At 35.9% G+C, this 12,185-nt stretch carries 15 protein-coding genes and 1 tRNA gene; 9 read left to right on the top strand and 7 right to left on the bottom strand.

Translation table 11 applies throughout. From position 1 onward, the window contains the following. The first annotated feature begins 12 nt into the window (after window positions 1–12). Both rnpA and RM549_RS11685 read left to right on the top strand, forming a co-directional pair. Window positions 13–393, top strand: coding sequence for a ribonuclease P protein component (rnpA, locus tag RM549_RS11680; RefSeq protein ID WP_311684999.1), 381 nt, complete (start codon window positions 13–15; stop codon window positions 391–393). Continuing rightward, window positions 381–2,012 carry a S41 family peptidase gene (locus tag RM549_RS11685; protein WP_311685001.1) on the top strand — a complete coding sequence of 544 codons (1,632 nt, stop codon included), beginning with the start codon at window positions 381–383 and terminating at the stop codon, window positions 2,010–2,012. The genes rnpA and RM549_RS11685 overlap by 13 nt, the downstream gene beginning before the upstream one ends. Before the next feature lies 1 nt (window position 2,013). Here RM549_RS11685 and RM549_RS11690 read toward each other — a convergent pair whose 3' ends face one another. The 5 genes from RM549_RS11690 to RM549_RS11710 all read right to left on the bottom strand — a co-directional run bounded on the left by RM549_RS11690 (window position 2,014) and on the right by RM549_RS11710 (window position 4,770). Further along, window positions 2,014–2,454 (bottom strand): GNAT family N-acetyltransferase, encoded by a 441-nt coding sequence (locus tag RM549_RS11690; protein WP_311685003.1) that lies wholly within the window; start codon window positions 2,452–2,454, stop codon window positions 2,014–2,016. Window positions 2,455–2,466: 12 nt separating this feature from the next. Then, the gene (locus RM549_RS11695; RefSeq protein WP_311685008.1) at window positions 2,467–3,375 is read right to left on the bottom strand and encodes a cation diffusion facilitator family transporter; all 909 of its coding nucleotides are present in this window, start codon (window positions 3,373–3,375) and stop codon (window positions 2,467–2,469) included. Further along, on the bottom strand, window positions 3,376–3,810 hold the full coding sequence (gene rpiB / locus RM549_RS11700) for a ribose 5-phosphate isomerase B (RefSeq protein WP_311685010.1): 435 nt from the start codon (window positions 3,808–3,810) through the stop codon (window positions 3,376–3,378). 514 nt (window positions 3,811–4,324) lie between these two features. Continuing rightward, window positions 4,325–4,567 (bottom strand): putative signal transducing protein, encoded by a 243-nt coding sequence (locus RM549_RS11705; protein ID WP_311685015.1) that lies wholly within the window; start codon window positions 4,565–4,567, stop codon window positions 4,325–4,327. A 32-nt stretch (window positions 4,568–4,599) separates the two neighbouring features. After that, entirely contained in the window at window positions 4,600–4,770 is a 171-nt protein-coding gene (locus RM549_RS11710) for a hypothetical protein (RefSeq protein WP_311685018.1), read from the bottom strand. Between the two features lie 230 nt (window positions 4,771–5,000). Here RM549_RS11710 and rnr point away from each other — a divergent pair, with 230 nt between their 5' ends. The 3 genes from rnr to RM549_RS11725 are packed head-to-tail and all read left to right on the top strand — an operon-like array spanning window position 5,001 to window position 8,633. After that, window positions 5,001–7,202 (top strand): ribonuclease R, encoded by a 2,202-nt coding sequence (rnr, locus tag RM549_RS11715; protein ID WP_311685021.1) that lies wholly within the window; start codon window positions 5,001–5,003, stop codon window positions 7,200–7,202. A 6-nt stretch (window positions 7,203–7,208) separates the two neighbouring features. Next, window positions 7,209–7,877 (top strand): head GIN domain-containing protein, encoded by a 669-nt coding sequence (locus RM549_RS11720; RefSeq protein WP_311685024.1) that lies wholly within the window; start codon window positions 7,209–7,211, stop codon window positions 7,875–7,877. 30 nt (window positions 7,878–7,907) lie between these two features. Then, on the top strand, window positions 7,908–8,633 hold the full coding sequence (locus RM549_RS11725) for a LysE family translocator (protein ID WP_311685026.1): 726 nt from the start codon (window positions 7,908–7,910) through the stop codon (window positions 8,631–8,633). Between the two features lie 51 nt (window positions 8,634–8,684). Here RM549_RS11725 and RM549_RS11730 read toward each other — a convergent pair. Beyond that, window positions 8,685–8,755 (bottom strand) — tRNA-Cys (locus tag RM549_RS11730). A gap of 51 nt (window positions 8,756–8,806) precedes the next feature. Then, complete coding sequence (folB, locus tag RM549_RS11735; RefSeq protein WP_311685028.1) at window positions 8,807–9,163, bottom strand: dihydroneopterin aldolase; 357 nt, start codon at window positions 9,161–9,163, stop codon at window positions 8,807–8,809. 155 nt (window positions 9,164–9,318) lie between these two features. Between folB and RM549_RS11740 the strand changes: the two genes are divergently transcribed. The 4 genes from RM549_RS11740 (at window position 9,319) to RM549_RS11755 (ending at window position 12,170) form a co-directional block, all read left to right on the top strand. Further along, window positions 9,319–11,001 (top strand): glutamine--tRNA ligase/YqeY domain fusion protein, encoded by a 1,683-nt coding sequence (locus tag RM549_RS11740; protein WP_311685029.1) that lies wholly within the window; start codon window positions 9,319–9,321, stop codon window positions 10,999–11,001. A gap of 129 nt (window positions 11,002–11,130) precedes the next feature. Then, on the top strand, window positions 11,131–11,574 hold the full coding sequence (locus tag RM549_RS11745) for a YtxH domain-containing protein (RefSeq protein WP_432264714.1): 444 nt from the start codon (window positions 11,131–11,133) through the stop codon (window positions 11,572–11,574). Window positions 11,575–11,582: 8 nt separating this feature from the next. Continuing rightward, a complete protein-coding gene (locus tag RM549_RS11750) occupies window positions 11,583–11,927 on the top strand; it encodes a phage holin family protein (protein ID WP_311685031.1) in 345 nt (114 codons plus the stop codon). Between the two features lie 6 nt (window positions 11,928–11,933). Continuing rightward, a complete protein-coding gene (locus RM549_RS11755) occupies window positions 11,934–12,170 on the top strand; it encodes a DUF6327 family protein (protein ID WP_311685034.1) in 237 nt (78 codons plus the stop codon). Window positions 12,171–12,185: the final 15 nt, after the last annotated feature.

Raw genomic sequence — 12,185 nt, forward strand, 5'->3', positions numbered from 1 at the left:
TATTTTTGACCCATGGATGAAAGCTTCGGAAAAAAAGAAAAACTTAAGAGTAAAAAGCTGATTGAAGCTCTTTTTCAAAGTGGAAAATCAGTGAAAAGTTTTCCGTTACGGCTAATCTATATACCGCTGGAGAACACACAGAATGTGCAGTTTCAAACGGGGGTTTCTGTTCCTAAAAGAATAGTAAAAACAGCAGTGCAACGCAATCGTATAAAGCGTTTAATGCGTGAGGCTTATCGAAAAAATAAGTATCTTGTAACCAATACATCCGGGACTTCTTATGCTTTTATGATTCTCTATATGACTCCTAAAGAAATGGGTTATGAAGAACTTTTTAAAGCTATGGAGAAATTAATAGGGAAATTTAAAGAGAAAGAGAAATGGGAAAATTAGGTAAAAGAGCAGGAGTTCTCGCAATTGGTATTGTAATATTTTTTAGCAGCGTAAGTTTTAAAACAGACTTTTTTGAAATTGCTAAACAAATTGAAATTTTTACTACCCTTTTTAAGGAAATCAACATGAATTATGTTGATGAAACAAATCCCCCGCAGTTAATGGATACAGCCATTAAAGCCATGCTGCAGGATCTGGATCCTTATACCAATTACTGGAATGAACAGGACGTGGAAGCGGCACGAATTAATAATACAGGTGAATATACCGGAATAGGGGCTACCATAAAGATGGGAAAAGATGCTATTACTGTTGTTGAACCCTATAAAGGTTACCCTGCAGATAAAGCCGGATTAAAGGCAGGAGATGAAATAATTAAAATAGGGAATATCAACGTATCAGACTTTGAAGAAGATGCGGGAGAACTGCTAAATGGCGCAGATAATTCTACAGTAGATTTCACTTATAGACGACAGGGAGAAATAAAAACCACAACCCTTACCCGTGGATCTGTGAATTTAAAGGCTGTTCCGTTTTACAAATTATTAAAAGATAACAGCGGCTATATTGTCTTATCCAGGTTTAATGCTAAAGCTTCTGTGGAAACTGCAAGAGCTCTAAAAGATTTAAAAAATAAAGGTGCCGAAAAAATTATTCTTGATCTTAGAGGAAATCCCGGCGGACTTCTTTCTGAAGCAATAAATGTCAGCAACATTTTTGTTGATAAAGGTGAGCTAATTGTTTCTACCAAATCTGTCATTGAAAAGTATAATAAAGAATATTTTTCACAGAAGGAGCCAGTTGATACAAAAATTCCATTGGTAGTTCTTCTGGATGGTAGAAGTGCTTCTGCAAGTGAGATAGTGGCTGGAGCCATTCAGGATCTGGATCGTGGTGTAATAATTGGCGCAAGAAGTTTTGGGAAGGGACTGGTCCAGCGACCAAAAGAACTTGCTTATGGTACACAGCTAAAAGTTACCATTTCCAGGTATTATACCCCCAGCGGAAGATGTATCCAGGCTTTGGATTATCGCAGCAGGGATGAAGAAGGAAATGCGATTAGAACAAAGACTGAAGATTACAATCAATTCACCACAAGAAACGGCAGAACAGTATTTGATGGTGGCGGAATATTACCAGATATACGTCTGGAAACTTCTGAATATAGTGGAATCACTCAGGCTTTGTTAACACAGTCAGCCATTTTTGATTTCGCCACAGAATTTTACTATGAGCACGATTTGGAAAACCTTCAGGATTTTAGATTAACCCAAGATGATTACGACGCTTTCAGGAAATTTTTAGAAACTTCAGGGTTCTATTATCAAACTAACACAGAAAAGGAATTGGAAGAAGTGCTGTTAACGGCGCAAAAAGAAGGTTTTGAAGATAAAATCATCCAGGAATACAAAAATATTTTTTCTGAAATTGAAAAGTATAAAACAAAGGAACTGGAAGAAAAAAAACCTGAAATAACCAGTTTACTTACAGATGAAATTATTAAAAGATATTTCTACAAAGAAGGCCTTTATGATTATTATGTGGTCCACAATCCTGAAATAATTGAGGCTCAGGAAATACTCAAAAATCAACAACGTTACTCTGAAATTCTGAAATAATTTAAGAGTTTACCATGGCTATATGCGGAATTCCATCTTCAAGATAACCTTCACCGGTTGTTGAAAATCCGTGGCTATTATAGAATTTTATAAGATACTGTTGAGCGGACAGCCTGATATTTGCCGTTTTAAAGTGTTCTCTTACTGCCTCTATAGATGCTTCCATTATTTTATGTCCGTAGTTATGTCTTCGTTGGTTTTCCTTTACCAAAACTCGTCCTATAGAGGCTTCTTCAAAATAAAAACCTTTATCAAAACAACGGGTATAAGCCGCTAAATGGTTGTCTTTATAACCTAAAACATGTAGTGCTTTTTGATCCTTTCCATCTATATCCTGGTAAACACAATCCTGCTCAACCACAAAAATTTCAGAGCGTAACTGCAAAATTTGATATAATTCTTCTGTAGTTAATTGCTGAAAACGCTTGACTTCTATTTTCATTCATTTTAATTTTTAATCCTGTACAACAAGATCTTTATCATCGCATTTACCAAATTCCGGTTGTATGTTTACGTGGTTAATGTTGAAATCGTGGTAAACCAAATCCTCAATTTTATCCAATATAATATCGAATTGAGACAGGGAAATATCCTCATTAAAATCTATATGAGCTTCCAGATGTGTTTCTTCCTCGTTTAACTGCCAAACGTGCACATGATGCACATTTTTCACTTCAGGAATTTCACTAATTTTCTTTACAATTTCTTCCAGAGCAAGATCATCTGGTGTAAATAACATTAACACCCTTACCGAAGATTTTAATAGGTCCCATCCTACAACAATCAGATAAATAGCTATGGCAAGGGTAAGAACACTGTCTATCCAGAATAGCTGAAAATATTTCATTAAAATCCCACCAATTAAAACTGCTACAGAAGCCATAAGATCTGTTAGGAGATGAAGATATGCAGAACGCATATTCATGTTAGTGCTACTAGCTTTCTTTAGAAGAAGAACGCTAAAACCGTTTCCCGCTATAGCCAGTAATGATAGCCAGATAACAAGACTGGAATTAATATTTGGAGGTTCCTGAAATCTATGTGCGGCCTCATTTATTAACAAAACAGCTACAACTATTAGTGTAGCGGCATTTACAAAAGCCGCAATAATTTCAGCTCTTTTTAAACCAAAAGTACGGGTTAAAGATGCCTCTTTTTTTACAAGTTTATTAGCAATATAGCTTATTACAAGGGAGACAACATCACTAAAATTATGTAATGCATCAGAAAGTAAGGCCAGGCTTCCGCTTAAGAGACCCCCTATTACTTGTGCAACTGTAATACCTATATTAAGAAAAATGGAAATTAGCAGGTTTTTCCCCTGCACCTCATGAGAGTGACTATGGCTATGATAGTGCCCCATTTATTCTTTTGAAGGTATTTTATCTATCCGATCCTGGTGCCGTCCTCCTTCAAATTTTGTATTTAAAAAAGTATCGACCATATCTATTGTCTGGTGAACAGAGACAAATCGTGCCGGCACACTTAGGATATTTGCATTGTTGTGGCTACGTGCTAATTCTGCAATTTCAGCAGTCCAGCAAAGCGCAGAACGTATAGCCTGATGCTTGTTCGCAGTCATATTCGCCCCGTTCCCACTACCACATATAATGATACCAAGATCAACTTTTTTGTCACTAACATCTTTGGCTACGGGGTGGACAAAATCTGGATAATCTACACTATCTTCAGAATCTGTTCCATAGTTAATAACTTCAATTCCTTTATCTTCAAGATATTCCACTACTTTTTCTTTGTAGGTAGTACCTGCGTGATCGTTTCCTATTGCTATTTTCATCTTTATATTATTAGAGAAACAAAGGTAAAAAAAGCCTTATTAACCTACACTTTTTCAATTGTTAATTACTTTTTGAAAATCCTTTGTTTTCAGGTACTTCTAATCGACACTACTATGTGGATAACATGGGATGAGAATCTCACAATCTTTTTTGGTGAAGAAGAATATAATTTCAATAGCAAAAAATAACCGGGATAATGAAAAATTAACTCGTTCTTTTTTGCGCAACTTATCATCATATAAATTCACGTTATAAACATATATTTTTTGGAAAAAAGTGAATATTTATATTAACATTTGATTATTTACATCTGTTAAGTAAATCTTAAAGTCATAAGAGTATCAAGACTTTATAATTCTTTATTTATGTTGATAAACTGTTATGAAAAAATCACAAGTGAAATAACAAACAATTACTGAAAAAATTGTTCTACAAATTAACACACTATAATCACCTACATTTTTAGATTTTTAAAAAAGAAGAAATAAATAATATAATAATAGCTGTTAACAACTATACTATTTTTAAATGCGAAGATCTGTCTGTAAATGAATCGAGGATTTTTTTAGCCTGATCTATATCTTCTGGGTGAACCATAAGCCTTATTCCACCCAAGGCATTGGAATAGTAAGGGAATATACCTATAAGAGTCTCATTTTGAAGAAAATAACGTATATTTTCCTGATTAAAAATGGACTGGATTACCAGGTATTCATGAGGATAAGTGAAGGTTGCAAGGCAACTAAAATTTTTCATAGCAGGAAAAAATAGCCTTATAAATATAATACTTAATCCTGAATGGTTAAAGAGGTATTTTGCAGATCATCAGGAGAGAAGATAGGATCTGCACTGGAGTTTTTATCAAGTGATGAATTAATGTAAGTGACAAATCCAATCACTCCTAAAATGAATATAAAAAAGAAAAGAAGTGATACCTTATTTGATTTACTCAGTCCCATACTATTGTCTTTTAATTGTCATAACAAAGGGGAGAGATAGAACTACAAAATTAGGGATTTATTAAGATAATTATAACACTTTACGAATTTTTTTTAATATTCTTACTACCTAAGTTTTGGAGTGCCTGATACTTATACTTAGACGTGTCGGGTTAGCTGTTTCACAAAACTTTGCTTATAAAAATCTTTAATGTAATTTTTAAGCTGTAATTTTATGGTTTAAATAATTTATGAAGAAAAAGAAGAAAAGCAGCTCTACCAAAAATCTTGGTGACCTATCCAAGAAAATTATAGATATCCTACGTAAAAACGTAGGTAAAGCATATAACTACAAACAAATAGCATCAATTTTAGGAGTAGACGATCCCGGAAGCAGGAATCAAATTACCAAACACCTTGCACAATTAGCTGCAAAGAAGCAAATTGAACAGGTAGAACGCGGGAAATTTAAAATAGAAGGGCGTAAGAATTACTACACAGGAAAACTGGACATGACCACAAAGGGATTTGGTTATGTAATGGTTGAAGATCTAGCAGATGATGTTTTTATTCCCCAAAATTATCTTAACACTGCCTTTCATGGCGATGAAGTAGAAATTTATGTCTACAACAACAGAAGAAAGAAGAAGTCTGAAGGGGAGGTAACAAAGATTATTAACAGAAAAAGAAACGAATTTGTCGGAATTCTAGATCTTAAAAAAGACTTTGGCTTTGTAAAAATTGATGATCCTAAAATGTACACTGATATTTTCGTTCAGAAGAACAAAATTCAGGATGCGAAAGATGGAGATAAAGTCGTTGTAGAAATAGAGGAATGGCCTGAAAAAGCCGATTCTCCTTTCGGAAAAATAACTAAAGTACTGGGTACTCCGGGAGAGCACCAAACAGAAATTCACGGAATTTTGGCCCAATATGGACTTCCCCACGATTTCCCATCAGAGGTTGAAGAGTTTGCAAATCAGATAGATACTTCTATCCAGGAGTCTGAGATTAAAAAGCGTCGAGATATGCGGGACGTTTTAACCTTCACGATAGACCCTAAAGATGCCAAGGATTTTGATGATGCACTTAGTTTTCAGAAGCTCGATAATGGGCATTTTGAGGTAGGTATCCATATTGCAGATGTTTCACACTACCTTCAACCCGATACAATTCTGGACGAAGAAGCTTATGAAAGAGCAACTTCTGTATATCTGGTAGATAGGGTAGTTCCCATGTTACCCGAAATTCTTTCCAACAATGCCTGTTCTTTAAGACCAAACGAAGAAAAATACACGTTTTCCGCAGTATTTAAGATAGATAAGAACGCAAAAGTTGTAGAACAATGGTTTGGGAGGACCGTAACCTACTCAGATGCTCGTTTTGCTTATGAAGAAGCCCAACATATTATCGAAACCAGGGGAGGAGATATTCCTGCTGGCATTTCGATAAAAGAAGATGCTTATAAAGCTGATGACAGAATTGTAGAAGCGATTACAGAGCTTAACGGACTGGCAAAAATAATGCGCTCCCGCAGAATGCGCGAAGGAGCAATTTCTTTTGATAAGGTAGAGGTGAAATTCCAACTTGATGAACAAAATGAACCTGTTGGTGTATTCTTTAAAACTTCAAAAGATGCCAATAAACTTATTGAGGAGTTTATGCTGCTGGCCAATAAAAAAGTAGCAGAGTTTATAGGAAAACAAGATCCTAAAAAGACTTTTGTGTATCGTTGTCATGACGAGCCTGATGATGCTAAGCTGGCATCACTACAGACTATAGTTTCAAAGTTTGGACATAAACTTAATTTGAAGGACAAAAATTCTATTGCTTCTTCTTTAAATTCACTTCTTGTGGATGTTCAGGGTACTAAAGAGCAAAATATGGTAGATACACTTACTATCAGAACCATGAGTAAAGCGTATTACGGGACAGAAAATATTGGCCATTACGGTTTGGCCTTCGATTTTTATACACATTTTACTTCCCCTATAAGACGTTATCCCGATGTAATGGTGCATAGATTATTGCAGCGTTATCTGGACAATAATCCTACTGCCAGTCAGGATGAATATGAAGAAAAATGTCACCATAGCAGTGATATGGAAGGTTTGGCTACCAGTGCCGAAAGGGATTCCATTAAATACATGCAGGTTAAATTTATGCAGGATCACCAGGACAAAGACTTTCTTGGGGTTATTTCCGGAGTGACAGATTGGGGTATTTTTGTTGAAATTATCGAAAATAAATGTGAAGGAATGATCAGGTTAAGGGATTTAAAAGATGATCATTACGAATTTGATGAGGAAAATTATGCTGTAGTAGGCAGGAAGACTAAGAAAACTTACCAGTTAGGAGATGAAGTTTATGTAAACGTTAAAAATGCCGATTTGCTTAAACGTCATCTCGATTTTAATTTACTTGGATTAAAAGAAGAAGTCGAAAACAAATAATTTCAGATGAAACAGATAACTTTTCTGTTGTTGCTGTTCAGCGGCATGCTTTCAGCGCAGGATATCGTTCAGGAATTAGAAAATTTTTCAGAAGTAAAAGTTTATAACGGACTAGAAGTTGAACTCATTCGTGGGGATAACAATAGAGCCATTATAGGCGGGCAGAGTAAGGAAGAAGTTACTATTACCGCTGAAGACGGGGTCCTGAAGGTAAAAATGAAGCTGGATAATATCTGGAAACGGGATAATACCAGGATAAAGATTTATTACAATGAGTTGCAAAAACTAAACGCATTTCAGAGTTCTTCCATACGACTGAAGGATAAAATTGAGCAACAGGAATTTGAATTGCAGGTACAGGAAGGATCTTTAATTTTTGCTAATGTTGATGTTAAGGATTTAAATTCCAAAGCTTTTACGGGAGGGGAAATTGAGGTAGAAGGTGAAACGGTGAATCAGGTGGTGACGATAAGGGCCGGAGGAAAATTCCATGCAGGAAATTTAAAATCTGAAAATGTAGAAATAGAGGTAAGTGCCGGTGGAGTAGGAGATATTAATGCCTCAAATAAAGTTACAGCTAAAGTACGCGCAGGCGGAACTGTAAACGTTTATGGTGATCCTGAAGTTATTGATAAGCAAACATTTCTCGGCGGAAAAATTATAAGAAGAAACTGAAGCATTTAATTTGCGGAACATATATAGATTATGTTACAGGATATTTTAGCAGGTCTTCCATTAGGTCTTTTCTTGGCCTTTTTATTTGGACCTGTTTTTTTTGTTTTACTGGAAACTGCGGCTATAAAAGGTTTTAGAGCGGCATTTGCCCTGGATATGGGAGTGATTCTGGCAGATATTGTTTTTTTGTTTATAGCTTATTTCAGTACTAACAAGCTTCTTAATAGTATAAAAGATGATCCTGCCCTCTTTATTTTTGGAGGTGCTATCCTTACCACTTACGGTTTAATGAGTTTTATTAGAACCAAAAGGATTTTTCATAGAGAAGAAGATGAAACTCCAGAAATCAGGAAACTCAGTAAAAGTGATTACCTGGGGCTGGCAGCAAAAGGCTTTCTGCTCAATTTCATTAATGTGGGAGTACTCGGCTTCTGGTTGGGTTTGGTAATCGTTTTTACGCCAAAAATGGACATGGAAACCAATCGCATTATCCTATTTTTCTCTTCAGTATTAGGAACCTATCTAATTATTGATATTTTCAAAATCCTTCTTGCCAAAAAACTGAATCATCAATTAACACCCAATCGCATCTATTATATGAAGAGAGGGATTAGTGTTCTACTTATATTCTTTGGGGGAATTCTTATTTTCCAGGGAGCTTTTCCAGATCAGGCTGGCGATATAAAAGATCAAATTGAGACTATTGCTGAAAATGGCAATTTTCGGGATATCATTAGTGAACATCTGGAGATTTAAAGGAATTGCTTGAAAAATAAAAAGCTTCCCTGGTTACAAGGAAGCTTTTTGAGGCATCGAGCGGATTCGAACCGCTGTACGAGCTTTTGCAGAGCTCTGCCTAGCCACTCGGCCACGATGCCATTTTTTCTGGATGGCAAATGTAATAAAAATTTAATTTCTAAAACTAATATCTAGCGGGATTTACTTCTGCTAACTGTAACCATGGCAACATTTCCTCCAATTGGTGGGTTAATTTTAGAAACTTCGACTTTCACCTTCTGCACAAGAAGGATTTCTTCAAGAGTACGATTAATGATCCTTTCTGCCACGTTTTCAAGCAATTTGGAACGTATAGCCATTTCTTCCTTCACTATTTTATTTAAATGAACATAATCTATGGTATCTTCCAGATTATCAGTTTTAGAAGAGTGAGATAAATCCCCATTTACAGTTAAATCTACACGATAATCACTACCTATTTTACCTTCTTCAATCAGGCAACCATGATATGCAAATACTCTAATATTCTTTAATTTAATTTTTCCCACTATTATTTTTTTACAAATATAACTGCTGAAGAAGTTTCTGCTACTATATTAATTTCCGATTTAAATTATTGAAGTAAAATTATATATTCTTAATTGTCCTGAGCATTCGCGGACATCTTATTTTTGGTAACTTTGTTTATTATTTAAATACAACTATGTCTGAAGCAAAAAGATCCCTCAATTTCATTGAGCAAATTATAGAAGAAGATTTAAAATCTGAATATAAAAATGAAGATCTAAAATTTCGTTTCCCGCCAGAACCAAACGGTTATTTGCATATAGGCCATGCCTCTTCCATTTGTCTAAATTTTGGACTGGGGGAGAAGTATAATGCGCCTGTGAACTTACGTTTTGACGATACTAATCCTATAAAAGAAGAACAGGAATATGTAGATGCCATTAAACGTGATGTGGAATGGTTAGGCTTTAAATGGGCAAAGGAATGTTATGCTTCAGATTATTTCCAGCAGCTATATGACTGGGCGGTGAAGCTTATCAAAAATGGTTATGCTTATGTGGATAGCCAGGCTTCAGAAGCAATTGCAGATCAAAAAGGAACACCAACAGAACCTGGAAAAGAAAGTCCATACCGTAAACGTTCCGTAGAAGAGAATCTGGAGCTATTTGAGCAAATGAAGAACGGTGAAACAGCTGAAGGTGCTCATGTTTTACGGGCTAAAATAGATATGACTTCTCCAAATATGTTAATGCGCGATCCTGTAATGTACAGGATTTTACACAAAAGCCACCATCGCACAAAAGACAGTTGGAAAATTTATCCAATGTACGACTGGGCACACGGTGAAAGCGATTTTATCGAGCAGGTTTCGCACTCTTTCTGTACGTTGGAATTTCTTCCGCATAGAGAATTGTATAACTGGTTCCTGGACAAAGTGAGCAAACCTGGAGAATTTTTACCCAAACAAAGAGAGTTTGCCCGTAGAAATTTGAGTCATACCGTTGTGAGCAAGAGAAAATTGCTGCAACTGGTAGAAAAGGGAATTGTGAATTCGTGGGATGATCCAAGAATGCCTACCATTTCGGGATTAAGAAGAAGAGGTTATACCCCAGATTCTATTCGTAATTTTGCTGAATCAATTGGAGTAGGGAAGCGAGAAAATATTATTGACGTAGCTCATCTTGAGTTTTGCGCCAGGGAAGATCTTAATAAAACTGCACCGCGTGTTATGGCTGTTTTGGATCCTGTAAAACTTGTGATTACGAATTACGAGGAAGGTAAGGAAGAATGGCTGGAAGCAGAGAACAATCCCGAAGATGAAAGTGCAGGAACTCGAAAATTGCCATTTTCCAGGGAGCTTTATATCGAACAGGAAGATTTTAAAGAAAGTGCTAATCGCAAATTCTTCAGGCTTACCCTTGGAAAAGAAGTAAGGTTAAAAAATGCATACATCATCAAAGGTGAAGAGGTTGTAAAGGATGATGACGGAAATATTATTGAAATTCACTGTACATACGATCCTAAAAGCAAAAGTGGTAGCGGTACTCCCGAATCGCTGCGGAAGGTAAAGGGCACACTACATTGGGTTTCTGTAAAGCACGCTATTGAGGCTGAAGTAAGGCTATATGACCGGCTATTTTCGGAAGAAGCTCCTGATGCCAATAAGGAAAAGGATTTTGTAGATCTTATTAATCCAGAATCTCTCACAGTCATAAAAGGTTATTTGGAACCAAGCCTTCAGGAAGCGCAGGTACAGGACAAATTTCAATTCCAGCGCATAGGTTATTTTTGTGTCGACAAAGATTCTACTAAAGAAAACCTGGTGTTCAACAGAACAGTCACGCTAAGAGATTCCTGGGCTAAAAAGTCTGGAAATTAAGGCTGTGCAGCGGTCTTAATTAAGAATATTTTAGCAAAGGAAATATACATATTAACCGGTTATTAACAGCGCCAGAGATGCTATTCCCTTATATTTGTGGTTATTAATAACTAAATCAACAAAACAACTATGGCAAATACAGGAAGCACTTTTCTTACATTACTTACAGGAGCTGCTATTGGAGCAGGGATCGGACTGTTATATGCTCCGGGTAGTGGTGAAGAAACCAGAAGCAAACTAAAAAGAGATGCTGAAAAAGCTCAAAAAGATCTAAATAAGAAGTACAAAGAAACTTCATCTAACCTTACAGAAAAGGCAAAAAAGGCTCGTGCTGAATTTGAAAGCCGTCTTGAAGAAACACTTTCTTCTGCCAGCTATAAGGCAGATGATATTTTATCTGCTTTAGAATCAAAACTTGAAGAATTAAAGAAGCAAAATGCGAAATTGCAAAGAGAAGCGAATAGTGGAGGTTCTGGTTCTTTAAGTACCTCAGAAAATACGACATCTGGCCAGGTTAAGCCCGGAGAACCAGTTGTAGGTAAACCAGGTACAACAGGAAAAGCAGTACTATAATTTAACTTATGGCATTTGAAAAATTAAGCGAAAGCATAGAGGAATTAAAGGGAAATATTAAATCCTATTCCAAAAGCAACGCCGAATATTTTAAATTAAAAGCCTTTAAAGGTGGAGTAAAGGGGGTTACTGCTGTAGTGAACCTTTTACTTATATTTTTCTTTGGAGTGTTCGCTTTAATTTTTCTCTCCATTGCAGGCGCAGTTGCTATTAGCGCAGCATTAGATTCACCCAGTGCAGGATTCTGGATTGTGGGTGGATTTTATTTGCTATTAGTAATCCTAATTTTACTCTTAAGAAAGAAGATCGGACAGTTTATTTTAACCAAGGCGTCTGAATCCTTTTTTAAATAAATTGATATGAAAAAGAGATACACTTCCTACGATCAAGTTGACAGAGATCTGAAGATATTAAAACTTCAGACAGATATAGATAAGGAAGAAGTAAAATTAAGCGTAGATCAAGTGAAGTCTAATATTTCACCTAAGGTTATTGGTAGTGACCTATTTGGATCGGTGGTTCAGAAAGCACTTATTCTTAAAGCTATTTCTAAAATAATGGGGATTAAGAAGATGGTGGCAAGTTCAAAGAAGTAACCAACCAGAGAATTA

The organism is Autumnicola patrickiae (assembly GCF_031846525.1).
In the GTDB taxonomy this organism is placed as follows: domain Bacteria; phylum Bacteroidota; class Bacteroidia; order Flavobacteriales; family Flavobacteriaceae; genus Autumnicola; species Autumnicola patrickiae.